Annotated in this window: 17 protein-coding genes; 11 read left to right on the forward strand and 6 right to left on the reverse strand. The window is 68.3% G+C overall.

Going from position 1 to position 25,564, the window contains the following annotated elements; translation table 11 throughout:
* Positions 1-382 precede the first annotated feature (382 nt).
* The 4 genes from ACFYPH_RS10280 to ACFYPH_RS10295 all read left to right on the forward strand — a co-directional run bounded on the left by ACFYPH_RS10280 (position 383) and on the right by ACFYPH_RS10295 (position 8,249).
* Positions 383-1,174, forward strand: a complete 792-nt coding sequence (locus tag ACFYPH_RS10280; protein ID WP_355063374.1) for a deoxyribonuclease IV — start codon at positions 383-385, stop codon at positions 1,172-1,174.
* Positions 1,171-3,417 (forward strand): hypothetical protein, encoded by a 2,247-nt coding sequence (locus ACFYPH_RS10285; protein ID WP_387180769.1) that lies wholly within the window; start codon positions 1,171-1,173, stop codon positions 3,415-3,417. The genes ACFYPH_RS10280 and ACFYPH_RS10285 overlap by 4 nt, the downstream gene beginning before the upstream one ends.
* A 366-nt stretch (positions 3,418-3,783) precedes the next feature.
* Entirely contained in the window at positions 3,784-7,758 is a 3,975-nt protein-coding gene (locus tag ACFYPH_RS10290) for an SGNH/GDSL hydrolase family protein (RefSeq protein ID WP_354855764.1), read from the forward strand.
* A 164-nt stretch (positions 7,759-7,922) separates the two neighbouring features.
* Positions 7,923-8,249, forward strand: a complete 327-nt coding sequence (locus ACFYPH_RS10295; protein ID WP_354855763.1) for a hypothetical protein — start codon at positions 7,923-7,925, stop codon at positions 8,247-8,249.
* 136 nt (positions 8,250-8,385) lie between these two features.
* Here ACFYPH_RS10295 and ACFYPH_RS10300 read toward each other — a convergent pair whose 3' ends face one another.
* The gene (locus ACFYPH_RS10300) at positions 8,386-9,894 is read right to left on the reverse strand and encodes a glycosyltransferase family 87 protein (protein ID WP_387180773.1); all 1,509 of its coding nucleotides are present in this window, start codon (positions 9,892-9,894) and stop codon (positions 8,386-8,388) included.
* Between the two features lie 268 nt (positions 9,895-10,162).
* Here ACFYPH_RS10300 and ACFYPH_RS10305 point away from each other — a divergent pair, with 268 nt between their 5' ends.
* Positions 10,163-11,677: a hypothetical protein gene (locus ACFYPH_RS10305; protein ID WP_387180775.1), complete on the forward strand. Its 1,515-nt coding sequence runs from the start codon at positions 10,163-10,165 to the stop codon at positions 11,675-11,677.
* Between the two features lie 11 nt (positions 11,678-11,688).
* The gene (locus ACFYPH_RS10310) at positions 11,689-14,652 is read left to right on the forward strand and encodes a hypothetical protein (RefSeq protein WP_387180778.1); all 2,964 of its coding nucleotides are present in this window, start codon (positions 11,689-11,691) and stop codon (positions 14,650-14,652) included.
* A gap of 73 nt (positions 14,653-14,725) precedes the next feature.
* Here ACFYPH_RS10310 and ACFYPH_RS10315 read toward each other — a convergent pair whose 3' ends face one another.
* Positions 14,726-15,262 carry a DUF2690 domain-containing protein gene (locus ACFYPH_RS10315; RefSeq protein WP_354855759.1) on the reverse strand — a complete coding sequence of 179 codons (537 nt, stop codon included), beginning with the start codon at positions 15,260-15,262 and terminating at the stop codon, positions 14,726-14,728.
* 672 nt (positions 15,263-15,934) lie between these two features.
* Between ACFYPH_RS10315 and ACFYPH_RS10320 the strand changes: the two genes are divergently transcribed.
* On the forward strand, positions 15,935-16,510 hold the full coding sequence (locus tag ACFYPH_RS10320; protein ID WP_387180781.1) for an AfsR/SARP family transcriptional regulator: 576 nt from the start codon (positions 15,935-15,937) through the stop codon (positions 16,508-16,510).
* Positions 16,511-16,584: 74 nt separating this feature from the next.
* Here the strand turns inward: ACFYPH_RS10320 and ACFYPH_RS10325 are convergent, their stop codons facing one another.
* From ACFYPH_RS10325 to ACFYPH_RS10335, 3 genes are all read right to left on the reverse strand, one after another.
* Positions 16,585-17,112, reverse strand: a complete 528-nt coding sequence (locus tag ACFYPH_RS10325; protein ID WP_354855757.1) for a DUF2690 domain-containing protein — start codon at positions 17,110-17,112, stop codon at positions 16,585-16,587.
* Positions 17,113-17,297: 185 nt separating this feature from the next.
* Complete coding sequence (locus ACFYPH_RS10330) at positions 17,298-20,141, reverse strand: transglycosylase domain-containing protein (protein ID WP_387180784.1); 2,844 nt, start codon at positions 20,139-20,141, stop codon at positions 17,298-17,300.
* A gap of 197 nt (positions 20,142-20,338) precedes the next feature.
* Positions 20,339-20,794, reverse strand: coding sequence for a DUF5318 domain-containing protein (locus tag ACFYPH_RS10335; RefSeq protein WP_354862693.1), 456 nt, complete (start codon positions 20,792-20,794; stop codon positions 20,339-20,341).
* A 174-nt stretch (positions 20,795-20,968) separates the two neighbouring features.
* Here ACFYPH_RS10335 and ACFYPH_RS10340 point away from each other — a divergent pair, with 174 nt between their 5' ends.
* Together ACFYPH_RS10340 and ACFYPH_RS10345 are read left to right on the forward strand one after the other, a co-directional pair.
* Complete coding sequence (locus ACFYPH_RS10340) at positions 20,969-21,604, forward strand: PadR family transcriptional regulator (RefSeq protein ID WP_354862695.1); 636 nt, start codon at positions 20,969-20,971, stop codon at positions 21,602-21,604.
* Between the two features lie 23 nt (positions 21,605-21,627).
* Positions 21,628-22,707, forward strand: a complete 1,080-nt coding sequence (locus ACFYPH_RS10345; RefSeq protein WP_355133873.1) for an inositol-3-phosphate synthase — start codon at positions 21,628-21,630, stop codon at positions 22,705-22,707.
* 83 nt (positions 22,708-22,790) lie between these two features.
* Here ACFYPH_RS10345 and ACFYPH_RS10350 read toward each other — a convergent pair whose 3' ends face one another.
* Positions 22,791-23,270, reverse strand: a complete 480-nt coding sequence (locus ACFYPH_RS10350; RefSeq protein ID WP_387180789.1) for a methylated-DNA--[protein]-cysteine S-methyltransferase — start codon at positions 23,268-23,270, stop codon at positions 22,791-22,793.
* Positions 23,271-23,427: 157 nt separating this feature from the next.
* Here ACFYPH_RS10350 and ACFYPH_RS10355 point away from each other — a divergent pair, with 157 nt between their 5' ends.
* Together ACFYPH_RS10355 and ACFYPH_RS10360 are read left to right on the forward strand one after the other, a co-directional pair.
* A complete protein-coding gene (locus ACFYPH_RS10355) occupies positions 23,428-23,949 on the forward strand; it encodes a hypothetical protein (RefSeq protein ID WP_387181457.1) in 522 nt (173 codons plus the stop codon).
* A gap of 30 nt (positions 23,950-23,979) precedes the next feature.
* Positions 23,980-25,512 carry an SPFH domain-containing protein gene (locus tag ACFYPH_RS10360; protein WP_354862700.1) on the forward strand — a complete coding sequence of 511 codons (1,533 nt, stop codon included), beginning with the start codon at positions 23,980-23,982 and terminating at the stop codon, positions 25,510-25,512.
* Positions 25,513-25,564: the final 52 nt, after the last annotated feature.

Below are 25,564 nucleotides of genomic sequence, written 5' to 3' on the forward strand. Positions count from 1 at the left end.
GACCTGGGGAGGAACGACCACACCGATGAGGTTGGACCGAAGACGCCCCGCGGAGCTTTATCGTGTTGTTATCCGACGATACAACGGCTCTCGTCCCTTGTCGGGGCAAAAGGCAGAATTTTCCGAGATTCTGCAACGGCGGAGATCTGGTACGTCGAGGGGTCGCCCCCGCGGTGCCGGGCCGCGCCGCGGGGATGACCTCGCTCTCGGGCCGACGAGCGCCGACTGCCATGCGCGGCGGACCCGCCACGCGCAGCCCCGGGCCGTGCTCGCCGGGTTCCATCCCATCAACGATCGTCGAGCAGCCGGGGTGACGCGACGAGCGACGACACCGCGCCAGCCGTCGCCGCAGCCGTCGGGGTCGCGACGTAGGCTCGCTGCCATGCGTATCGGAGCCCACGTCGATTCGACCGACCCGCTGGCGGAGGCGGCCGCCCGGTCCGCCGACACCGTGCAGTTCTTCCTCTCCGACCCGCAGGGATGGAAGGCCCCCAAGCCGCGGGAGGACGCCGAGCGGCTGCGCGCGGCCGAGGTCGACCTCTACGTGCACGCGCCCTACGTCATCAACGTGGCGACCCTCAACAACCGCATCCGGATCCCCAGCCGCAAGCTGCTGCTCGGGCACGCGACCGCGGCGGCCGCGATCGGCGCCAAGGGCCTGATCGTCCACGGCGGGCACGTCAACGCCGGGGACGACCTGTCGGTCGGCTTCGACAACTGGCGCAAGACCTTCGCGTACGCGGCGGACTCCGGCGGCTTCGGCGTCCCGGTCCTCATCGAGAACACCGCCGGCGGCGACAACGCCTGCGCCCGCCGGCTGGACGCGCTGGCCCGGCTCTGGGACGCCATCGGCGACCACGAGGTCGGCTTCTGCCTCGACACGTGCCACGCGTACGCCGGTGGCGAGGAGTTGCTCGGCCTGGTCGACCGGGTGAAGGCGATCACCGGTCGGATCGATCTGGTGCACGCCAACAACTCCAAGGGCGCGTTCAACTCCGGCCAGGACCGGCACGACAACCTGGACGGCGGGACGATCGACCCGGAGCTGGTGGTGGCCGTGATCCGGGCCGCCGGGGCGCCGGTGGTCGTCGAGACCCCGGGCGGCGTGTCCGGTCAGGTGGCCGACATCGACTTCCTCCGCCAGCAGCTCGGGACGGAGCGCCCGGCCGCATGACCACCGGACAGCCCGGGAGCCCCCGGCCCACTCCGACCGACGACGCCCCGAGCCGACCGGCGCCGACGCGCGCCGGGGACCCGCCCGTCCCGCCGGCTTCCGCCACCGCCACGTCTTCCACCGACGCGACCGCCAACACCGACGCGGACCGCCCGACCCGCGCCGATGACACGCCATCCGGCGCCGCTGGGGCCGAGGGCGCCACCGCCCCGAACGGCCGACCAGAGCGCGACGCCACGAAGAACGACATCGCCAAGGTCGGCGGCAGGAAATCCGCCGCGAAGCGCGGCAGCACGAAGGGCGCCGCAGTCAAGGGCGCCGGGGTCAAGGGCGCCGCGGTCAAGGACGTCGCGGTCAAGGACGTCGCGGTCAAGGACGCCGACGAGGCCGAGGGTACGAAGGCGGATGACGCCGACGGTCCGCAGAAGGCCGACGGCGACGCGAAGCCGGGCGACGCGAAGCCGGTCGAGGCCGAACGCTGGGAGGCGTTCGCCTCGGCGCCGGAGCCGCGGCCCAGCCGACTCAGCCGAGCCGCCCGCGCCGTCGGACGGTTCCTGGTCCACGAGTGGACCCTGGCCACCCTCGGCGCGCTGGCGCTGGCCGTGCTGATGACCTGGCCGACGCTGCGCTACCCGCGCTACACGCTTCCGCAGGACACCTGGGACCCGAGCCTGCAGGCGTGGCAGATGGCGTGGTCCGGGCACATCCTGCTGGCCGACCCGGCGCGACTGTGGCAGTCCAACACGTTCTTCCCGGAGCTGTGGAGCTTCGCGTTCTCCGACACGCTGCTCGGCTACGCCCCGGCCGGGATGCTCGGCAGCGGCCCCGAGGACGCGGTGCTGCGCTACAACATCGTGTTCGTGCTGGCGCACGCGCTCGCCACGCTCGGGGCGTACGCCCTGGCCCGGCAGCTCGGTGCCGGTCGGATCGGCGCCGCCGTGGCCGGGGTCGGCTACACCTACGCGCCGTGGCTGCTGGCCCAGGCCGGGCACCTGCACGTGCTCTCCAACGGTGGCATCCCGCTGGCGCTCGCGATGCTCGCGCGGGGGCACGGCTGGTCGCTACGGCACGGCTACCGGCCGGAGCGGCGGCATGACGGCTGGGTGTACGCCGGCTGGCTGGTGGCGGCCTGGCAGGTCAGCCTCGGCTTCGGCATCGGCCTGCCGTTCGCGTACTTCCTGGCCGGCGCGGTGCTCGTCGTCGCGGTGCTGTTCGGAGTTCGCCGGCTGAAGTCCGGCCGGGCGCTGCCGTTCGGCCGCCGCCTCCTCGTGGCCGATGTGGTCGGTGGGGTGTTCTTCGCCGGGGTGGGCCTGCTGATGGCGTTCCCGTACTTCAAGGTGACCGAACTGCACCCGTACGCCGAGCGGACGATCCGCGACATCAGCATCTTCTCGCCGCCGGCGTCCGGCTTCGTGACCGCGCCGGCCGAATCACGAGTCTGGGGTGGGTTGCACGAGGGCGCCCGCGCGGCGCTGCCGTGGCATCCGGAGATGACGCTGCTGCCGGGCTTCGTGCTCTACGCGCTGGCCGCCGGTGGGCTGTTCTTCTCGGTCTGGCGGCTACGGCACCGGCTGCTGTTGCTCGTCGGGGTGCTGGTGACGATGGCCTTCGCGATGGGCACCCGCTTCTTCGACGGCACGTTCACCTACGTGCCGCTCTTCGAGCACGCGCCGGGCTGGAACGCGCTGCGTACCCCGGGCCGGTTGATGCTGTGGACCACGTTGCTGCTCGCGTTGCTCGCGGCGGGCGCGGTCACCGCCCTCACCGACCGGGTCCGTGAGCTGGCCGCGCAGCGGATCCCGTCCTGGCCGGGGCCGTGGCTGCGGATGGCCACCCTGCTGCCGCTGCTGCTGGTCACACTCGAGGGCCTGAACGCCACCCCGCATCCGGTGGTGCCGGCCCAGCCGGCGGCGATGCGCGCGGCAGAGGGACCGCTGCTGGTGCTGCCCAGCAACCAGAGCATCGACCAGCACGTGATGCTCTGGTCGACCGACGGGTTCCCGGACGTCGTGAACGGCGGCAGCGGTTTCACGCCTCGGCAGCTCGACGACGTCCGTCGGGTGAGCCAGTCGTTCCCCGACCAGACGAGCGTCGACTACCTGCGGACGTTCGGCGTCCGCACGGTGGTGCTGCTCCGCAGCCAGGTGCCCGGCACGCCGTGGGAGATCACCATCGACGCGCCGGTCGAGTCGCTCGGCATCACCCGCCAGGACGTCGGCGACGCCGTCGTCTACCGACTCTGACGCCTCTCGCTACCTGAGGTTTGCCTGGCAACACGTCCGCCCGCCGGACCAGTGCCATGGCGTGGTCACCCAGCGGCCTGCCGATGGCGTCGGTATCACGGCGGAGATCCATCGTTGGCAGCCAATGGGGTCGACGCACCCCGGGCCGCGCACCCGGATCGGCCGCAGCCACGCTCAGCGACGGCGCGTGACGGTCGGCCGATGTGACGGCGATGAGATAGCAATGACCACTCACCCCACCCTGAGGGCTCCCTGATCCCCCGGTGCCATCCGCGCGTTCTTCAGCCACCACGGCCCTTACGTTCCGGCCTTTCGCACGGCATCTGAAGACGAATGCGGCCGCATCGAGTCCCCGAGAGGAGTCCGATGGCTCGTCGACGTTCCCGATCTCCGGCACTACTCATCGCCGCGGTGGCCTGTGCGGTGCTGCTTCCTCAGTCGGTGCACGGCGTGGCATTCGCAGCAGCCGCGCCGGTTGCTCCGCCACCCCCGGCGGACAGCCCGTCGTTCACTGTCGATCCGCAGCGTCGGGCTGATCTCCTGACCGAAGGCTATAAGGAGTCGCAGGACGTCGCGTGGACGACGTCGGGAGACGGCGACGGCTTCCACGTGCTCGCCGCGACCGCCAGCAGCGGTTACACGTGGCGGACCGTGGCCAGTCTTTCCGAGCCGGGCTTCGATGCGGACCAGTGGATCGGCAACGCCTGCCTGACCGGTTCCGGTCGTCGGCTCGTTGTCGTCTACGCGCCGCGCGCCTTCACCAACAAAGCTGATCTTTTCGATCGCGGCGGCTTCACGGCAACTGTCGACCTGGTGACCGGCTCGGTGCGCAAGCTGCCGGTGCAGTCATCGCTGGCCTACTTCAACCCGGGCTGCGGCGCGGACGAGACGGCGGTCCTCACCCAACTGGGCGGCCAGCTACCGAACGACCAGGTCGACGGGCCCACCCGTACTCGACTGTTCCGCCTCGATGCCGGCAAAGGCGAGCTCTCACGACCGATCGTGGTCAATGCCGAGGTCACCTCTGCCCTGCCGGTGGGGCGCACCATCGTGGCCGCCGGGAGTTCGCGCCTGGTGCAGGTGCGGGGCGACGGCACGCTGACGCCCGTCGCCTCCACCTCGGGAACACCGTTCCAGCTCAAGGCGGACGGCGGCGGCGGTGTCGTGTTCATGGACCGCACGGGTGACCGGGTACGGGTCCGGCTTGCCGTTCCTCAGTCGAAGAACGAACCGCGAACGCTCGCGGAAGGGCAACTGTCCAAGCTGAGCGTCACGCCTGGCGCTGGTGGCCGGGCCTTCATCACCGGTCGAGCGGACCGGACGCACGCACTACCGAAGAACGTGTCGAAGGTCGAGGTGGCAGCCGGATCCCAGCTGTCTTCGCACGGGCAGTTGGCGTTGACCGAGGTCCGCTGGGCCGGTCAGGCCGACCCACGGGTTGCGGTCCCGGACCCGACGTCGCCGCGGCAGGTGAAGATTCAGGCCACCGTGTTGACCAACGGCAAGAAGGTCGATTTCCAGGTGCGACCCGGTGACGCTTCGGACGCCCAAGCCGCCGAGGGCAGGCGCATTCATCCAAAACTCTCGTCGGCCGGCGGGGGTAGCCGGGCCTCGGCAGCCGCCGCAGGCTCACCGACCAACCCCGTGGAGGCGGAAGCCTACTGCTCGGTCCCGCGCAACGATCCGCGCAACCAGGCATTGCAGCCCAAGCCGCGCCAGGTCGAGTGGGCAATCGACCAGGCAATCACCAATTCGCTCTACGTGCAGCGGGAGGCCAACTGGAAGAACCTCGGCATGTCTGCCTACCGACCTCAGGATCTGTTCCCGCCGATCCAGTTGGTAGGCGGCGGCCGCGTTCCGGCCCAGGTCATGCTGGGCATCGCAGCGCAGGAGTCGAATCTCTGGCAGGCGTCCTTCCACGCTGTCCCGGGCGTCACCTCCAGTCCTCTGATCGGCAACTACTACGGCCGCGACATCTACAACAACACCGACGTGGACGACTGGGACATCAGCTGGAAAGACGCAGACTGCGGGTACGGGGTCACGCAGGTCACTGATGGTATGCGGCTGGCGGGCCGGGAGAAGGATGGCGAGGTAGCCCTGCCCGCGTACAAGCAACGCGCCATCGCTCTGGATTTCGCCGCGAACATCGCTGCCGGGCTGCAGATTTTGCAGTCGAAGTGGAACCAGACCCGAAATGCCGGGTTGATCGTCAACAGCGGGGATGCCGGCGGGCTTGAGCACTGGTTCTTCGCTCTCTGGGCGTACAACAGTGGCTTCCACCCGGACCTGGGCGACGGATCCCCGTGGGGCGTCGGTTGGGGCAACAACCCGATCAACCCGAGGTTCCGGGCGGACCGCGAGCCCTTCCTGGAGTACACGTACGCCGACGCGGCGAACCCGCAGTTCTGGCCGTACCAGGAGAAGGTGCTCGGTTTTGCCGGCCACCCGCCGGAGTTGCTGGAGGGCCCAGATCAGTTGGTCTCGGGCTTCCGTGCCGCTTGGTGGAACGACACTCGGCAACGGATCACCGTCAAGCCGCCGATCGATCAGTTCTGCGACGACTCGAACGACTGCCACCCAGGGGAGTTGCACCTTCCGAATGATCCGGACGTGGTGGGCGAAGCCGCAGGCCCCTGCGCCCACAAGAACTCCGCAGGCCTGTATGACCTGAGATGTTGGTACAACCGGCCGGTGAAGTGGAAGGAGGGCTTCGAGGCCGGCAATGAGGTGCTCCGATTCGATCCCGGGTACGCCTACCAGGAGGATGCCACCAGCTACGCACCAAACTGCAGCCTGTCGGGCTTGCCGAGCGGCGCTCTTGTCATCGACAACGTCGTCGACGGCACCCCGTCGGTCCGGCCGGGCTGCGGACGGCCCTGGACGAACGCCGGAACCTTCAATCTGGACTTCGCCGCAGACAGCACCGGCCACTACCCATCCAAGGTCGATTTTCACCAGATCGGTGGCGGATTCGGGGGGCACTTCTGGTTCGCGCACACCCGCCGGCCCGATGACCTGGGGGGCAAGTTGCGGGTGTCCGGGACGTGGTCGCTGAGCCAGCAACTCCAGGGCTGGGCCCGGGTGATGGTGCACATGCCCGACCAGGGCGCGCACACCCGGCAGGCCGAGTACGAGGTAGACCTCGGACAGGGCTTCGACAAGGGCAAGAAGCGGGTCCTGCTGCAACGCACCCAGGAGCACCGCTGGGTGTCCCTGGGTGTCTTCAAATTCGCCGGCACTCCCCGCGTCCGGCTGTCGACCGACACCCAGGACGGCACCGGGGTGGAGGACGTGGCGTGGGACGCGATCGCGGTGCAGAAGCTGAACGCGAAGCCGCGTCACCAGGTGGTGGCACTCGGGGACTCGTACTCCTCCGGCGAGGGAGCCTCGGAGAACCGTGGTGCCGACTACTACCGCGAGACCGATTTCAAGCAAGTCAACGGCGATGTCGCGCTGTTCCAAAACGACTGCCACCGCTCCAAGTACTCCTGGTCACGGCAGGCGGTGCTGTCGGACAACTCGGCATCGATCGGCAGCCGGGCCGATTCCTGGGATCCGCAGATGGATTACCAGTTCCACGCCTGCTCGGGCGCCCGGACTCACAACCTGCTGCCCTTCCGTACCGTCCCCGCCGGGCAGTCACCGCCGGCGAACGCGTTCAACAAGACGGGCAGCGGCTCGTACGGCGAGGTGTCCCAACTGGACAAGGGTTTCCTCGATGAGAACACCACCCTGGTCACCCTGTCTATCGGGGGTAATGACTCCGAGTTCAGCAAGGTGATCCAGGAATGCATCTACGGGTCCGGCCTCCAACTCTGCCAGGACAGCACGTTGAAGGGCGACACCGAGCCGGTGAGCACGGCCACCAGAAAGCGCATCGAAGGGCCGGTCAAGGAATCACTCAAGATCGTGCTCAGAGAGATCCACAAGAAGGCGCCATCGGCCAAGATCCTGCTGATGGGCTATCCCAAGCTGGTCGAAGGGTATTGCGTCCTCGGTATCGGCGCCGCCGAACTGCCCTGGCTCAACTCCACAGCCGAACTCCTCGCGACGAAGATGGAGGAGGCGGTCAACGAGGTCAGGGCCGAGGGGGTCCAGGTGTGGTTTGGCAACCCGATCCAGCGCTTCTCAGGCAAGGGCATCTGCGGTTCACCGGAAACGGTGAACGGTGTCATCAAGGACCTCACCGCCGGTGAGGAAGGACCGCTCAAGAGCCCGATACCGGACTCGTGGAACGTCTACGGGGTGTCACAGCAGTCGTTCCACCCGAAGATCAGTGGCGCCGGTATCTACGCTCAGGTGATGAACGACGTCACGCAGGAAAAGATGGGGCTTTGACCAGACCTTCATCATCCGTGCCCGCGAGAAGGCTGCTCGGCCTTCTCGCGGGCACGGCCCTGGCCGCGTCGAGCCTCGGCTGCGGTGCCCCTGACCAGGAGCAGGAGGCCACGGATAAGGCCACGGCTGTGGTCCGCGACAAGGCGGAACGGTCCCGGCAGGCGATGGCGAACGCGCTGGCCGACCCGTCGGCCCCGCGCCAGGAGGCGCTGCTCGGTGCGATCGCCGAGTTGGTGGAAAGCGGGGAGCGCAACGGGTTCGTCTTCGATCGCCGGTCTGAGCCGGGTGATCGGATCTGGCTGGACGTAGCCTTTGACGGCACCGGCAACGCCGGAGGGCTCGCGCCCGCCGAGGTGACGGTGCGGCTCTGTGTACGGTTCAGCGGCGCCCGGAGTGCAGAGCCCGAGGTGACGATGTCAGACACCGATTGTGACACCGGCCTCGACCGGACACTCGGCCAGGCGGACACGACGGTCGGCCTACGGAAGTGATCGCTCCTCCGGTACGGCTCCGGTCAGGCGAGCAGGTGCTCACCGTCGGAACCGACGCCGTGCCATTCGCTCCCGGCGGCGGCACGTAACGGAGGTGCCGCATCCCAGCGCGGTACGGCACGCACAAGCCACAGCGTCAGACCCGCACGTCCCCCTCGGTGACAGTCGTCGGGGTGCTGGAGCGTAGGCGGAAGCGGTCGATCCAGCCGGCGTCGGGTGCGCCGTCGAGCACGCCGCCGTCCGGGTCGTCGGCATAGGTGGCGCGTACCGCGTCCTGCTCGGGGTGCAGGATCTCCCGGATGACCAGCACGCACAGGGTCACCACGGTCGCCAGCCGCAGCGTCGAGGCCAGCACGAACACGCCCTCCGGGAAGACCGGACGGCTGGTCGCCGCGCCGAGCAGCTCCCCGTAGAAGGCGACGAAGTAGCAGACCTCGGCGAGCTGCCAGGCCAGGAAGGCACCCCACTTCGGGCGGGCCAGCACCACCAACGGCAGCATCCAGAGCACGAACTGCTGGGACCAGACCTTGCTGAAGATGAGGAACGCGGCGACCACCAGGAAGGCGAGTTGGGCGAGCCGGGGCCGGCGCGGCGCCCGCAGCGCCAGCACGGCCACGCCGAGGCAGGCCAGCCCGAACAGGGCGTACGAGATGGTGTTGAGGGCGGGGATGTTGGCGTTCAACCATTCGAACGGGCCCTGCTGGCCGGGGTCGTTGCCGACCTTGCCGTCGAGGTAGCGCCCGATGTACCAGAGCGTCCCCCAGTCGATCGGCCGGGTGGTGTTCAGCTCGAAGAACCGACCCCAGTTGTCGGGGTTGGCCCGGTAGGCGGGCAGGTTCACCAGCACCACGGCCACCACCGCCGCGCCGAGCGCGGTGAGCGCGGCGCGGAGCCGGTTGGCCCGCAGCGCCAGGATGAGGATCGGCCCCAGCAGGAACAGCGGCCAGAGTTTCGCCGCGCCGGCCAGGCCCAGCAGTACGCCGGCCACCGCTGGTCGTCGTCGGGCCCAGGCCAGCAGACCGAACGCCGCCAGTCCGATGGCGAGCAGGTCCCAGTTGACGGTGGCGGTGAGCACCAGCGCCGGGGCGAGCGCGAACAACGCGGCGTCCCAGGGTCGTCGGCGGCGCAACGCCAGGATCACCGCCACGGTGGCCACGGCGAGCGCACCGAGCACGAGCGCGTTGAGGTTGTAGAACCACTGACCCTGGTTGATGCTCGGGTCGCCGTCGCCGATGGCGTGCACCGGCAGACCCAGCGCCCCCATGAAGTAGCCGGTCAGCACCGGGTATTCCACCGGGTGGTCCCGGTAGGGCACCTTGCCCTCGTTGAGACCCTCGGCGTAGTAGAGGGCGAGCACGTCCGTGTAGCAGAACCGGGTGTACTGGACGTTCTTCTGCCAGGCGCCGTCCTGGCACGGGGATTTCTGCACCCAGTGCAGCGCGAGCGTGAGGCAGGCAAGCGCCAGGACGATCCGGACGGCGGTCCAGAACCGGCGTTCCTGCCCGGCCGGCCGATCCAGGGCCGTCGCGTGGTCGCCCAGCGGACCGCCGATCGCGCCGGAGAGGCCGCGGACGAACCCATCGGAGCGGGACGGGTGGTCGGTGGTTCCGGCGTCGTCGATGCCGGGCGTCGACTGGGTGCTCATAGAGAGGCATCCTGCCGTACTCGCAGTAGTACGTCATGTGTCCCGAGCCGTCCAATCAGGTGGCAACCCAGCGCGATCAGGGCCCGAGACCCGCCGGCCGCCGCCCGCACCCTGACCTGCTCCCCGCGCTCGGACTGTCCGAGCTGTGATCGATTGATGAGACAGCCGGACAGACTTCGCGCCAATCGGGCCACAGCATCGACTCGTTTGAGCCCTGCGAGCCCGTCATCACGGTGAGGGGATCGGATTGAAGGGTTCGGTAAGAACCATGGGGTGGCTGGTCACCGCCGGCGTGGCCAGTGCAGCACTCGCCGTACTGCCAGTGTCAGCGGAGGCAGCGGGAAGTACCGACAAGCCGGGCAGGGCGTCACGGACGCCTGCGGCCGCGGACAAGCTGCTCTCGGCTGACACCCAGGGCGCGACGCCGGCACAACGCGCGCGGATGGCCGCCGAGGCACCGCTGGCCGCAGCGGCGGTACGTATCCGCACTGCCGGCGAGGCGAGGCAGTCAGGCTTCGCGGGAGTGGCGCTTCGGCAAGGAACAGTGACTGTCTATTGGAGGGGCAAAGTCCCGGCGGAGGTGCGCCGCGTGCTTGATCAGGAGGGTGCGCGCGTTCCGGTGAAGGTGGAGCCCGCCCGCTACGCGGCCCACGAACTCGCTCGAGCTGCCGAGAAGATCAGGGCCAGCGGCAACCGGTCGATACGGTCTGTCGCCTACACCGTGCGGGGCGACGGAATTACGGCCACCCTGTCGAGCGGTGCCAAATCTTCTCTCCAGCTGCCGGACGTCGGCGTGCCGGTCACGGTGCGGCGCGAGCCGGATCTGCCCGCGCTCGGCGGGAGGACCGGAACGTCAGATGGCCGCAGCACCTCTGCTGGAGTTGCTGCCGCCGCAGTCACCTGGCCCAGTCCGAGCCGCCAGGATGACACGACGCCGGCATGGGGAGGCGCACACATCATCAACTCGAGCACTAACCGCGGCAATGGCGGTTGGAGTGTTCGACTTGATTCCGGCGAGGTTGTCGATGCCGACACGAAATGGCACTGCACCTCAGGCGTCCCGATTCTGGACGACGCCACGAACACCGAACTGATGGTCGGCCCGGCGAGTTGTGGTACTCCCGGTCAGACCTACGTCGACCCCAGCGGGGACGTGGTGAACGAGACGGCGGGCGTCAACGCAGCCTGGCATAAGCCAATCCGCGGCGTCACCTTGACCAAGCCGAAGGGTGGTGCCGATCCGGCTGTTTATGACGGCACCGGCTGGACGCAGGACGGTTGGCAGATCGATGCCTGGGAGTCGCCGATCGCCGGCCAACAGGTTTGTGTTTCGGGCGCCGAAACCGGCACCTTCTGCGGGGTGGAGATGACCGAGTTCGTCGGCAGCAACACCGTATGGATTGAGAGTTACCAGGGAGAACTGGAGGAGACCAGGGGTGTATCGGTGATCAAGGCCGACATCAACGAGCCCGGCACCCTGTGGCCTGATCGCCGCACGTACATCCTGAAAGATGGAAGCCCATGTAATGGTTTCCCGTTCTACAAGGATTTCGATTCGATCGGGTGCAGCTCCATCGCGTTCGGCGATGGAGACATGGGTGGAGCCGTCTACACCATACCCAGGGAAGGACCCGAGTCCGGAATTCTGATCAAGGGGATCATCGTGCGGATTCACAGTGGGCGTGACGAGAACCCATTCAACTACGACATGGTGGGTGTCGACAAGATTGCGGCTGCGTACCCCAACATGACCGAACTGACCGTCCGCAACGACCGACGATGAAGGAGACTGGCATGACAGTTGACCCCATCAGGAGGGGGACCTTCCTGCGGTTGGCGCTGATGACTGCGGGTGCGGTGGGCCTCACTCTGGTGCAGGTTCCGGCGGCACAGGCCCGACCGGAGACAGAACCGAAGGCCGGAGCCGGTGTGCCGGCCGAAGCGGTTCCCAGCGCCGATCGGGACAAGTTGCTGGGCGCGTCGTGGCGCACTTCAACGGACCGGGCATGGACCACGGCGGGCGACGCCGAGGGCCTTCATGTGCTGGTGGCGGATGCCGCCGACGGCTATGCGTGGCGTACCGTTGCGACGCTGCGTGAGGGTGGCTTCGACACCGACCGGTGGATCGGCAATGCCTGCGTCACGTCGTCCGGGCGCCGCGCGGTCGTCGTCTACGCCCCACGCAGCTTCACCAACAAGACCGAGTTGAGCGGGCGGGGCGGTTTCACAGCTGTCGTCGATCTGCAGACCGGAAAGGTCACCAAACTTCCGGTCACGACGAGCCTCGCGTATTTCAATCCGGGCTGCGGTGCGGGTGAGTCGGCTGCACTGACGCAAGAGGGCGACGAAGGGTTGCCCGGCACCCAACTGCTGCGGCTTGACGCCGAACGCGGCACGCTGGGGTCCAAGGTCAAGATCAACGGCCAGTTCACCTCGGCGGTGTCGACGCGGGACGGCTTCGTCGGCGGACTGAGCGACAGGCTCGCCGCAGTCGACACTGCGGGCCGGGTGCGGATGGTGACGAAGAGCCGAGGCGTGCCGTTCGCGATCCGAGCAGACAAAGACGGCGGGCTCAACTTCCTGGAGGCGGATGGAACCGCCATGCGAGCACGTCGGCAGATCGACAGCAGGGTCACCACTCTCGCCGAGGGTCCGATCGGCACATTCGGCCTGGAGCGCGGCGACAGCGGTCGGGTATTCCTGACGGGCACTCCGAAGACGGTGAAACCGCTACCAGCGGCGGTGCGCCGACTGAGCGTGCCAGTTCAGGCAGAGATCTCCACAAACGGTGACCTGGCCTTCGAGCGGACGATGACGGCGGAGGAGAGCCTGCCCGGGTCGACAGTGTCAGTCGGCACCCCGGCACCTCTCCGGCTGGGTGCCCGCGTCATGAAGTCCGGCCGTGAGGTCGCCTTTCAGGTGAACCCTGTGGAGACGGCCCCCACGTCGGACAGTCCGGCCATCGGCGCGTCCCGACCGTCGTCGAGTGGCAGATCGATGGGGCCCAGCGCGGCCGATGACGTGCTGGAGCCGTACACGCCACAGGACCCGGACCCGTGGTGTTCCGTGCCGCGCAACGACATCGCCACACTCGCCTACCATCCGCGCCCTCGTCAGATCGAGTGGGCCGTCGACTACGGCATCTTCGGGGCGTTGACCCAGAGCCGTCCCGCCAACTACCGGGGCTTCGGCCTGCCGGCCTACTCGCCCCAGGGGATGTTCCCGCCCCGGGCGCTTGCCGGCGGCGGCCATGTTGCTGCCCAGGTCATGCTCGGCATCCTGGCTCAGGAATCCAACCTGTGGCAGGCATCCCAGACGGAGTCCGGCGAGTATGGCAACCCGCTGATCGGCAACTACTACGGCCGCCGCTACTACGACTCCGACACCAGCGATGACTGGCGGATCCACTGGGACGAGGCCGACTGCGGCTACGGCGTCAGCCAGGTGACCGACGGTATGCGCAAGGCCGGAAAGGAGAAGCCGGGCGAGACCGCCAGACCGGCCACCCACCAGCGGGCAATTGCACTCGACTACGCGGCGAACATTTCCGCGGGCTTGCAGATCCTGCAGGACAAGTGGAACCAGACGTACAACGCAGGACTGAGGATCAACAACGCCGACCCGACCCGGATCGAGAACTGGTTCTTCGCTGCCTGGGCGTACAACAGTGGTTTCTACCCGGACAAGGGTGATGGCTCACCCTGGGGAGTGGGTTGGGGGAACAACCCCATCAACCCGCGGTACGACCCGACGCGACACCCGTTCCTGGACGTGCGGAACCCGCTCGACCCAGACGACAACGTGCCGGTGTTCAGCGACGCGGCACATCCACAGGACTGGCCCTACCAGGAGAAGGTCATCGGGTGGGCTGCTCAGTCGATCGATACCGGCGACGACGGGGTTGGTTTTCGCACGGCGTACTGGAACGGCGAACCGATCGAGGCGCGGCTGCGGCGCTCTGAGGCCAAGCCCCAGATCTGGACGTTCTGCGATTCCACCAACAATTGTGACCAGCTCCAGCGGGTGCAACCGAACGAGCCGGGTTTGGAGGGCGAGAAGCCGGGGCCCTGCCTACACAAGAACAGCGCTGGCCAGTATGACCTGAAGTGCTGGTACCACAAACCCGTGACCTGGAAGAGCGATTGCGAGGAGACCTGCGGTTACGAGGGCATTCGCTACGACGTACCGGACAACTACTCCGAGCCGGCAGATGGCACGCACAATCCGCCACGGTGCACGGCCAGTCAGCTGCCGTCTGGCGCGATCGTGGTCGACTACGTTCTATCCGGAACCAGCATGCCGCGTTGCGGCGGCGTCGGACCACGCAATGACGGGTCGGTGAAATTCGAGTTCGGGAGTGGATGGCCGAACGAGTACACGGCGAAGATCGACCTTCACCAGGTGGACAACGGCTTTGGGGGTCATCACTGGTTCACCAGGGCACGCGGGTCGGTCAAGTTCCAGGTGATCGGAACGTGGCGACCGCCGGCGTCGTACTCCGGTTGGACCGGAATCTATGCCTACATCCCCATGACCGGGGCTCGCGTGAATGACGCGATCTACGAAGTCCAGACGGGCGACGGCCGGACCCGTCAGGTACGGGTGGACCAGGACTACCACAAGGGCGGCTGGGTGTGGCTCGGCAACTTCAGCCTCCGCTCCGGTGCCAGCGTGAGGCTCGACTCCTTCAAGTCAGCACCCACCGAGAAGACCATCGGGTTCGACGCCGTGGCGTTCGTTCCCGGCGGCGGCTCATAAGGTAAGTGCCGCATCGGGCTGCTGCGAAAGTGCAGCCCGATGCGGCACCCCGCACGGCGATGGAACGGCAGAATCAGTACTTGGACGTCCACCAGGTGGTGGGGCCCGCAGAGGCTTCCGCTCTCGCGAGAAGCCCGGCGTCGTTCACCATCTGGGTGTAGTAGGCGTCAGCGAAACCGCTGTACGACGTACGGACGCGACCGTCGGAGTAGTAGCTGCGGACGGTCGGGTAGTAGAAGTCCGACCCGACCCGAGCCCAGGCGGTGCGGCAGCGGGGACTGTAGCGCAGCTCGAGGTTGATGCCGCTGGTGTTCGACGCGACAGTCGTCGCATCGTCCGCGCAGTAGTGGTAGCACGACGTGCATCCGCTGTAGTAGATCTTGTAGGTGGCCGGGTTCTTCCCGTCGCACGTCGATCCGCAGCCGGCACTGGCCAGCTCCGCGGCCGGGATCATCGTGGCGGTGCTGGGGTCCAGATCCTGCGCCCTGATCGTGGTGGCCGAGCTGTCAGTCGCCGACGGTGCCGACATCGCGGCTTGCGGGGCGACGACGGCACCCCCCAGGCAGATCAGCAGCGTGGCGCCCAGTCGGACGAGATTCCTCTTCAGCACGGCAGTACCTCCAATGTCGATGGAATGAGTGGAGGATCCAACCGTCGGCCATCAAGCCGTCACCAGCTCTCCACAGTTCGGCCAATCGACCTGATGGCGTCACCCGACGCAGCGCCGGACGACCAGCGCGTGCCGCGCCGCCGAGCGGCCGTTAGCCGCAGCGTCGACGCCAGCACGAAAGCGCCCTGCGGGAAGACCGGACGGATGGCTGTACCCAGGCAATCCATCCCCTCGGTACGGGGCTGTGGACCGCGCCGAGCCATTCGGGCATGAGGCCTATATCAGGCGTCGAGCTTCCACTCAGATGATCTTGAGAGACGCTTGACGGACATCCAGGACCGACTATGCTGAGTCACAACTTGCTACGGCAAAAGCACCGAACGCAACACGGGGGCTCAATTGGAAATCTCGTTTTTAGGACCATTAACCGTTAAATCGGGCTTAATGGTTCTACCTCTAGGTGGGGACCGGAATCGCAGACTTCTCGCCGCTCTTCTGATCGATGCCAACCAACCGGTACCGATCGACCGGCTCATCGATGTCTTATGGGGCGAGCAGCCACCTAGCACCGCACGCCAGCAGGTTCAGAATCGGCTCGGCAAGCTTCGGCGCCTCTTCGGGCAGACGCATGACCCACAAATCAACCGGGTCGGGCGGGGCTATTCCCTTGAAGTGAGCGAGCATCAGGTCGACGGCCTCACGTTCCGCAAGCTCTGCGCCGAAGCCGAGTACGCTCAGCGACTCGGGCAATTCGATCGCGCGGCCAGCCACCTCAACGCGGCCCTCGGCCTCTGGCGGGGCTCCGCCTTGGAGGGCATCGATTCGCCCGCCTTGAGCGCAGACGCTCTCCGTTGGGAGGAATCCAGACTCAGGGCCATCGAGACGTTGGTGGAGCTGGAGTTCAGCTGCGGCCGACACAGCGCCGTCACCGCCGATCTCCGCACCTGGGTCCAGCGCTACCCCTACCACGAGGGTCTGCACTGCCGGCTCGCCGAGGCTCTGCATCTAAGGTCTCGCACGGGTGAAGCGCTGATGCTGCTACACCAGTTGAAGATGCGGCTCGCCACCGAGCTGGGCATCAATCCGGGCGCCTCGGTGCAGGAGATGCACCTTCGCCTGGTCGGCGCATCGCCGGATCCCGAGACGCCTCAGTCCGACCGAGCAGTTGAAGCGCTCCGCCGGGCACTGACTGAAACGACACAGTCTCTGAAGGTGCTCACCAACGCCTTGGAGTTCCTCAACAACTGAGTTGTACGCACATCCGCACTTGGAGGGGAGCGCACCGGTCGGCGCGTTCCCCTCCAAGTGGACATCTGCTCGACTCACCACCAACTGGTGCAGGTCCAGCCTTCACCCGGGCCGGTCGGGTCGAAACAGGCCTGCGCCTCCAGCCCTGCGTCATTGACCATGTTCGTGTATTCGGACGGGTAGAAGGCGCTCATCGACGTCCGCTGCGTGCCATTGGTGTAGCGGCTGACCACCTTGAAGATCACGTCGCTCGCGGCGGTCTTCGCCCAAGCCGTACGACAACGAGGGCTGTAGCGCAGGCTGACGCTGCCGGAGGAGTTCGAGACGCTGTACTGGGTGATCGCGTCGTCAGCGCACTTGTAGTAGCTCGAGCCGTTGTAGTAGATCTTGAAGTAGGGATCCTTCCCGTCGCACGACGATCCGCAGCCGCTCGTGGCGAGCGTCGCCGCGTCGATCCGGGTGCCCTGCCCCGCCGCGATCACCGCCTCGACGTCGGATACGGACGCGGGCTGGGCCGGCGCGGCCTGGGCCGGGGTGGGACCGGCGAGGAAGCTCAGGGCGAGAGCCGAGGCGAGGCCAGGGAGGAACAACAGTCGCTTCATGATTCTCCTGATCAGGTGAAGGGGACAACGGCAGCCTGGCATCCGCCGTCATCGCGGCCCCATCGACCACTCATCAGTTCTGGATAGTCATCATCAACGTCCTACTCAGGACGGTGAGCAAAGCAAAACGCCGCCGCCGGCCGGACGAGTCGTCCGGCCGGCGGCGGCGTCATGCGTGGTGCGGGTCAGTCCCGTGTGGTCGGTGGCAGGCCGGGCAGCAGACCACCGCCGTTTCCGCCGTTCCCGGGGCCGCCAGGGCCGCCGGGGCCGTTGCCGCCGGGGTTGCCCTCGGTACGTGGGCAGAACGGGTTGGTCAGCGGGTCACAGGGTGCCCCCGGCCCACCGGGCTGGCCGCCGGGCTGACCCGGAACGGTCGGCGGCGGCGGTGGCGGCGCCTCCTTGCCGTTGCCCTTCGTGACGTCGCCCTCGCCGGTGACGGTGGGCAGGGGAATCTCCTCCTGGCCCTTGAGCGCGGTGTTCATGTACTTCTCCCAGATAGGACCGGGCAGCGTCGAGCCACCGATGTCCTTGCCATTGGCGAGACGGATCTGCGGCTTCTTCGGGTCCCGGCTACCCACCCAGACGGCGGTGGCAATCTGCGGGGTGTACCCGACCGTCCACGCGTGGGCGTTGTCCTTGTCGTCGTACTCCCAGGTGCCCGTCTTGGCGGCGGCCTGACGGCCGTCTTCGAGCGAGAGATGGTTGGGGGCGGGAATCTGCTTGAGGACGCCGGTCACCTCATCGGTGATTTTCTTGTCGATCCGCTGCTCAGGCTTGATGCGCTCGCTGCCGACGACCTTCCACTTACCGGTGTCCTTGTCCTGCTGCTCCACCTTGATGACGAAGTGCGCCTTGATGTACTTGCCGTCGTTGGCGAACGTCGCCATCGCGTTCGCGTGGTCGAACACGGTGAGCGGGTACTTGCCGAAACCGGTGTAGTTGTCGAACGGGTTCTTCTCCTTCTTCGACAGGTCGTAGGCCCGCGGTGGGTTGACGTCCCACATGGTGGTCACGCCGGCCTTCCGGGCCATGTCGACGACCTTGTCGGCGCCGATGGTGTCGGCGACCCAGTAGAAGGGCACGTTGTACGACTGGACCGTCGACTCTTCGAGGGTGCAGTACTTGCCGCACTTGAGGTTGGTCCGGCCGGCGTTACCGATCGGGTCCTTGGAACCCTCGGGCTTGTACGGCGTGGGGTCCCAGTGCGACTTGACGGAGATGCCGGCCTCGATCGCGGCGGCGAGGGTGTAGACCTTCATCGAGGAGCCCGGCGGGTGACCACCAGTCAGGTCGCCGTTCTTGTCGATATTCTTGCCGGCGTAGTCGAAGTCGGCACCGCTGTCACCGCCGTAGTACGCGAGTACGCGGCCCTTCTTGGGGTCGATCGAGACCACCGCCGCCATCAAGTTCTTGGGCTGGTCGTTGAGCTCCGAGCCCTTCTTCGACTGCATGGCGACGTTCTCGGCGGCCGTCTGGAGCTTCGGATCGATGGTCGTGGTGATCCGGTAGCCGCCGTCCCGCAGCGCGTCGACACAGCTCGTCTTGCCCTCCGCGCCGGTGTCGGAGCAGAGGCCCATCGCGTCCATCTCCTGACGGACGTAGTTGATGACGTTGCCCCGGGGGGTGTCGACGCCGAAGCCGTTGCCGCCCTTCTTCGGTGGCAGCACCTTCGGGTATTCGATCGGGGTGGCGGGGTCCAGCCACTTCTCCTTCTTCATCCCGTCGATCACGTAGTCCCACCGGGTCTTGGCGTCGGTCGGGTTGACCGCCGGGTCGTAACCCTTGTGGGTGTCGGTCGCGACCGGCTGCTTGATCAATGCAGCCAGGACCGCGCCCTCGGCGGGGGTCAGCTTGATCGCCGACTTGCCGAAGTACGTCTGTGCCGCCGCCTCGATGCCGTACGCGCCGCGTCCGAAGTAGATGACGTTGAGGTAGTGCTGCATGATCTCCGGCTTGCTGTACGCGTCGTTCAGCTTGGAGGCGAGGATGGCCTCCTTCACCTTGCGGCCGTACGTGTCATCCTGGAGATTCTCGAACGCGTTGCGGGCGTACTGCTGCGTGATCGTCGAGGCGCCCTGCTTGTCACCGTTGGAGACGTTGTTCCACGCGGCCCGGACGATGCCCTTGTAGTCGACGCCCGAGTGCCGGTAGAAGTTCCGGTCCTCGGCTGCCGCCACCGCGTGCTGCACGTGCTCCGGAATCTGGTTGATGGTGACGAAGGTGCGGTTCTCGCTGCCCAGCTTGGCGAGCGTGGTCTTGCCGTCCTTGGCGTACACGGTGGTGGACAGCGGCAGCGGCAACTCGTTGGGCATGACGACGTTCGTCGAGTAGTAGGTGAACCCGACCACACCGACGCCAGCGAGCATGATGAAGACGGCGAACCCGGCGATCAGCAGGTTCATCCGCTTGCGCTTCTTGGCCCGAGCCGCCCCCGCCGGGTCACCCGCGCCGCGACCGCCCCGGCCACCGCGACCCGGACCGTTCGGTCCGCCGGGGCCTCCGGGGCCGCCCGGTCCGCCGGAGACCGGCGAGACGCTCGCCCGGGCCACCGCGGCACGGCCACCCACCGACGCGGAACCGACGCTGGCCCGGCCCGCCGAGGCGGCGCCGACGGCGGCGGTGCCGACCCGCGCCCGACCTGCGGGCGCGCCCGGCGCCGGGGACACCGGAACAGAGGCCCGGCCCGCGCCGGCACGGCCCGCGGCCACACCCGGCTCCGGCGACACGGGCACCGAGGCACGGCCGCTCCGGCCCGGCGTGGCCGAGCCCACCGATGCGGACCCGGCCGCGGCACCGCCGCGCGGCGGCACGGCAGCCGAACCGCCCACCGACGCGCGACCGCCCGCTGCCGGCGGTGTCACCGAGGCACGGCCGGGGGGCGCCGCAGGCTCCGAGGCGGACCAGCCGCCCGCGCGGGAGTCACCGCCGGGTCGGCGGTACGCGTCGTCCGCGCCCGGTCCGGGGTCGCCGTTCGGGCCCGGGTACTGGGCCCGCCCACGCGCAGAACTGGGATCGCCGTACGAGTTCATTCTTCACACCCTGCCGGTCGCGGTGGAGCGCGACTGCGCCGCCACCGGGTTGCCGTGAGTTGCTTCACCCGGGACGCCGGCACGGGGGTGCCGGCTCGCCAAGGTCATTGCTGTATCAATCGGGCCAATCGGACCAACGATTGGTCGGCCGTCCCGGGTCATGTCCACAGCCCCGGGGCCGGTCGAACCAACTGAGATCACCGTTGCGCCTCTCGCCTCCGCCGACCCGCGCCTTCGGCGCCCGCCGCGTTCTGTTCGCCAGCGCCAGCACCGTCGCCGTCACCCGTGAGACCGTCCCGGCCGAGCAGGTACTGCTCGACGAGATGGTTCCAGTCACAGCCGAGGCACACCTCCACCACGAAGACCTGGAACTCACGTAGCGTCATCGCCAGCACGGGCAACTCGGCCAGTGTGCGGGCCTGTCCGGCGGACTGCTTGAGTTCGTCCCCGTAAATGTAGTGGACGAGGGTCAGGTTCTCGCTGCGACAGATGGGGCAGCGGCGGTCGGTCGGTTCACCGTGAAACCGGGCAGCGTTCTTCAGGTACGGCGAGGCGTCGCAGACGTCGTACGTGCCGACCCGGCCGGCCAGGAGCTCACGCAGCACCGCTCGCTTCTGTAGCGAGTAGTCGACGACCTGGCGCTGCGTACGCATGCGGAGAAGGGTACGCGGTCCGGCCCGACGAGGCGACCACGGTCACGATCCGTGACGGCGGGACCCCGGAACCGGGTTTGCCCTGGCCCACGCGACCCGCTAACGTGCGATGTATCGGTCCGATACATCGCGGCGGTTACCGCTCCGCGCCGGAGGGTAAAGAGAGGGTGGCTCGTGCTCGAATTCGCCATCCTCGGCCTCCTGCAGGAGTCTCCGATGCACGGCTATGAGCTGCGCAAGGAGCTGACCGCCAAACTCGGCGCGATCCGGGCGGCGATCAGCTACGGCTCGCTCTACCCGACCCTGCGCAGGTTGCAGGCGGCGGGATGGATCACCGAAGCTGCCGAGACGCCCGCCACCGCCGAGGAGGTTCCCGCGCTGACCAGCCGACGTGGTCGGGTGGTCTACAAAATCACCGCGGAGGGCAAGGAACGCTTCGCCCAGCTGATCGCACAGGCTGGGCCCGAGACCTACGACGACACGGGTTTCGGTGTGCACTTCGCGTTCTTCGCCCGGACCGACCAGGCGACCCGCCTCCGCATTCTGGAGGGTCGCCGCCGCAAGATCGAGGAACGTCGCGAAGGGCTTCGCGACGTGCTGGGCCGGGCGGCCGAGCGCCTCGACGCTTACACCCTGGAACTGCAGCGCCACGGCCTGGACGCCTGTGAGCGTGAGGTCCGCTGGCTGGAGGAGCTCATCGCCAACGAGCGCTCCGGCCGAGCCCCGACGGTCCCGCACGGGACGGCCGGTGGCCGACGAGAAGACAACAGCCCGCCTCCACCTGGAGAGACCAGGAAAGAGCGGCCGTGACAGAAAAGAAGGAGGCAGACGCTATGGGCTCCGTCCGCGTCGCCATCGTCGGTGTGGGTAACTGCGCCTCGTCCCTGGTTCAGGGCGTCGAGTACTACCGGAACGCCGACCCGAACGACCGCGTCCCGGGTCTCATGCATGTCGCCTTCGGCGACTACCACGTCAACGCCGTGGAGTTCGTCGCGGCATTCGACGTGGACGCCAAGAAGGTGGGCATGGACCTCGCGGAGGCGATCGTCGCCAGCGAGAACAACACCATCAAGCTCTGCGACGTGCCGCCGACCGGCGTGTCCGTGCAGCGCGGTCCGACCTTCGACGGTCTGGGCCAGTACTACCGCGAGATCATCGAGGAGTCCGACGCCGCCCCCGTCGACGTGACGCAGGCGCTGCGCGACGCGCAGGTCGACGTCGTCGTCTGCTACCTCCCGGTCGGCTCCGAGCAGGCCGCCAAGTTCTACGCCCAGGCCGCGATCGACGCCGGCTGCGCGTTCGTCAACGCCCTGCCGGTCTTCATCGCCTCCGACCCGGAGTGGGCCCAGAAGTTCACCGACGCGGGCCTGCCGATCGTCGGTGACGACATCAAGAGCCAGGTCGGCGCCACCATCGTGCACCGCGCCCTCGCGAAGCTCTTCGAGGACCGCGGCGTCGAGCTGCTGCGCACGTACCAGCTCAACTTCGGCGGCAACATGGACTTCATGAACATGCTGGAGCGCACCCGCCTGGTCTCGAAGAAGATCTCGAAGACCCAGTCGGTCACCTCGCAGATCCCGCACGAGATGAGCAAGAGCGACGTGCACATCGGCCCGTCGGACCACGTGCCGTGGCTGGACGACCGCAAGTGGGCGTACATCCGCCTGGAGGGCCGCTCGTTCGGCGACACCCCGCTCAACGCCGAGCTCAAGCTCGAGGTGTGGGATTCTCCGAACTCGGCCGGCGTCATCATCGACGCGGTCCGCGCCGCGAAGATCGCCCTGGACCGCAAGATCGGCGGCCCGATCCTGTCGGCCTCGTCGTACTTCATGAAGTCCCCGCCGGTGCAGTACGCCGACCACGACGCCCACCAGGCCGTGGAGGAGTTCATCGCTGGCGAGGTCGAGCGCTGACCCGCTGAGCATCAGCACGGCCGAGGGCCGGGTCCGTCAGGGACCCGGCCCTCGCCGCGTTCCGCCCACCGTCACATACGGGCTCAGGACCAGGCGTGCCGCAGCGCGACGCTCGCCTCCAGCTCCAACAGCTTGACCTTGCGCGGCAGGCCCCCGCCGAAGCCGACCAGCTTGCCGCCCGCGCCGACGATCCGGTGACAGGGCACGATCACCGGGATCGGGTTGCGGTTGCAGGCCACCCCCACCGCCCGCGCCGCCCCGGGATCCCCGACCAGCCGCGCCACCTCGCCGTAGGTCAACGTCTCGCCGTACGGGATGCGCGTCATCTCCCGCCACACCGCCCGCTCGAACTCGGAGCCGGGCGGAGGCGACACGGGCACGGTGAACGCGCTCAGCTCACCGGCGAAGTACGCCCGCAGTTCGGCGACGGTCTGCCAGGACAGCGGGTCGTCGGGCTCGTCGGCCGCCCCCTCGACTCGGCCGAAGTGGGCTCCGCGGACACCCGTGCCGTCGGTGGCCACGGAAAACTCGCCGATCGGTGAGTCGAGCACGGTCCAGCGCATCAACCCATTGTCCCTGTCGCGGACCCCTTCGCCGGCCCGGCTACCAGCGTCGAGCCGAAAGCCACTCATCAGCCGCCGGACCGCGGCGGCAGCGACCCGCATCGGTAGCTCATCATCGCGCCTTGGTGACTGTTGAACCTTGCACCACGTCGATACCGTGCGGGTCGTGGCCACGGGGACGCTCATCTTTCTGATCATCGGTGCGGCGGGTGTCGGGGTGCTGGCACTCGCCCTGCTCGGCAGCGAGCTGCTGCACTTCGGGCACGCCGACGTGGACGGGCCGATCTCCACCGAGACGGTCGCCGGGTTCGCCGGCGCGTTCGGGTTCGGCGGGGCGATCGTCAACGAGCTGCTCGGCGCGCGTACCCCCGCGCTGATCGCGGGTGCGGCGGCCGGCGGCCTGCTCGCGGCCGTGCCCACGGCGTGGTTGGCGTCGCGGCTCAGTCGGGCGGCGCGCAACATGCGCACCGACCCCACCCCCACCCGCGACGACATGGTCGGCGCGCTCGGCCTGGTGGTGACCCCGGTGCCGGTAAACGGGTACGGCGAGGTGCGGGTACGCGTGGCCGGCCAGCCGGTCAAGCTCAACGCCCGCGCCGACCAGCCGATCCCGGTCGGCGCTCAGATCTTCGTCGTACAGGCGCTCAGCGAGACCAGCGTGCACGTCGAAACCTACTGATTTCCTCCTCGCAGACGGGACTTCCCCTCCATGCCCCTGTTGATAGCTGTCGGCGGCGCGGTTCTCCTCGCGCTCGTCCTGGTGTTCTTCGTTCTGTCCCGGATCAAGGTGGCCGGGCCGAACGAGGCGTTCATCGTCACCGGCCGTAAGGGCCGCACCACGCAGACCGCCGACGGTGCCCGGTCGACCGACAATTCCGGGCAGAAGGTGGTGCTGGGCGCCTCGGTCTTCGTGCTCCCGGTGGTGCAGAAGCTCCAGTCGCTCGACCTGTCCAGCCGGCGGATCGACGTCGGCATCCGGGGCGCGGTCAGCAAGCAGGGCATCCGCGCCGACCTGCACGGCGTGGCGATCGTCAAGGTCGGCGGCACCGAGGACGCGATCCGCGCGGCCGCCCAGCGGTTCCTGCACCAGCAGGACGAGATCGACAACTTCACCCGGGAGGTGCTGGCCGGCGCACTGCGTTCGATCGTCGGCCGGCTCACCGTCGAGGAGGTCATCCGGGACCGGGCGGCCTTCGCCAGCGCCGTGGCCGAGGAGGCCGAGCACTCGATGACCAACCAGGGTCTGGTGCTCGACACCTTCCAACTCCAGGACATCCTCGCCGAGGGCTCGTACCTGCAGGATCTGGGGCGACCCGAGGCGGCCCGGGTGCTCAAGGACGCGGCGATCGCCGAGGCGCGGGCCCGGCAGCAGGCCGAGCAGGAGCGACTGCTCGCCGAGGAGGCCATCGCCGAGGCGAACCGGAACCTGGCCCTCAAGCAGGCCGGCATCCAGGCGGAGATCGACGCGGCCAAGGCCAAGTCGGCCGCGGCCGGGCCGCTCGCCCAGGCGGAGCGGGACCAGGCGATCCTCTCCGAGCAGCAGAAGGTGGCGGAGCGCAACGCCGAGCTCAAGCAGCGTCAGCTGGACACCGAGGTGCGCAAGCCGGCCGACGCCGCCCGGTACAAGGTGGAGCAGGAGGCCGAGGCGGCCCGCAACGCTGCGGTGCTGAGCGCCGACGCGCAGCGACAGGCGGTCATCGCCGCCGCGCAGGCATCCGCCGAGCAGGCACGGCTCACCGGTGAGGGCGAGCGGGCCCGGCGGGCCGCGCTGGCCGAGGCGAACGCGATCGAGGGCGCCAAGGAGGGTGAGGCCGAGCAGCGGCGGCGCTCAGCGATCGCCGAGGCGGTCGAGCGGGAGGGTACGGCCGAGGCGGCGGCCATCCTGGCCCGAGGCCAGGCCGAGGCCGACGCGATGGCCCGCAAGGCCGAGGCGTTCGCGGCGTACGGCGAGGCCGCGGTGCTGGACCTCCTGGTCAAGGTGCTGCCGCAGGTGGTCGAGGCGGCGAGCGCTCCGATCGGGGCGATCGACAAGATGACCGTCATCTCCACCGACGGCGCGTCGTCGCTGACGAAGTCGGTGGCCGGCAACGTCGCCCAGGGACTGCAGCTCGGCAGCGACCTGACCGGCATCGACCTGGCCGGCCTGCTGGCGCGGCTGGGCTCGGCGTCCACGCCCAGCGGCAACGGCACCCCCGCGGGCAAGAGCCCGTCCGTGGACGGAACGGCCGTCGAGACGCGCTAGTAGGTAACGCCGATCGGGGCGTCGCTCTCACTCCGGGAGCGACGCCCCGGCC

Origin of the sequence: Micromonospora sp. NPDC005252 (assembly GCF_042872475.1) — a bacterium.
In the GTDB taxonomy this organism is placed as follows: domain Bacteria; phylum Actinomycetota; class Actinomycetes; order Mycobacteriales; family Micromonosporaceae; genus Micromonospora.

Bases quoted from the DNA above. Each gene is read 5' to 3' on its own strand.
- ACFYPH_RS10345 (WP_355133873.1), top strand. From the start codon at position 21,628: ATGGGCTCCGTCCGCGTCGCCATCGTCGGTGTGGGTAACTGCGCCTCG.
- ACFYPH_RS10305 (WP_387180775.1), top strand. From the start codon at position 10,163: ATGGGGTGGCTGGTCACCGCCGGCGTGGCCAGTGCAGCACTCGCCGTA.
- ACFYPH_RS10330 (WP_387180784.1), bottom strand. From the start codon at position 20,141: ATGAACTCGTACGGCGATCCCAGTTCTGCGCGTGGGCGGGCCCAGTAC.
- ACFYPH_RS10285 (WP_387180769.1), top strand. From the start codon at position 1,171: ATGACCACCGGACAGCCCGGGAGCCCCCGGCCCACTCCGACCGACGAC.
- ACFYPH_RS10325 (WP_354855757.1), bottom strand. From the start codon at position 17,112: ATGAAGCGACTGTTGTTCCTCCCTGGCCTCGCCTCGGCTCTCGCCCTG.
- ACFYPH_RS10360 (WP_354862700.1), top strand. From the start codon at position 23,980: ATGCCCCTGTTGATAGCTGTCGGCGGCGCGGTTCTCCTCGCGCTCGTC.
- ACFYPH_RS10300 (WP_387180773.1), bottom strand. From the start codon at position 9,894: ATGAGCACCCAGTCGACGCCCGGCATCGACGACGCCGGAACCACCGAC.
- ACFYPH_RS10310 (WP_387180778.1), top strand. From the start codon at position 11,689: ATGACAGTTGACCCCATCAGGAGGGGGACCTTCCTGCGGTTGGCGCTG.
- ACFYPH_RS10335 (WP_354862693.1), bottom strand. From the start codon at position 20,794: ATGCGTACGCAGCGCCAGGTCGTCGACTACTCGCTACAGAAGCGAGCG.
- ACFYPH_RS10280 (WP_355063374.1), top strand. From the start codon at position 383: ATGCGTATCGGAGCCCACGTCGATTCGACCGACCCGCTGGCGGAGGCG.
- ACFYPH_RS10350 (WP_387180789.1), bottom strand. From the start codon at position 23,270: ATGCGCTGGACCGTGCTCGACTCACCGATCGGCGAGTTTTCCGTGGCC.
- ACFYPH_RS10295 (WP_354855763.1), top strand. From the start codon at position 7,923: ATGGCGAACGCGCTGGCCGACCCGTCGGCCCCGCGCCAGGAGGCGCTG.
- ACFYPH_RS10290 (WP_354855764.1), top strand. From the start codon at position 3,784: ATGGCTCGTCGACGTTCCCGATCTCCGGCACTACTCATCGCCGCGGTG.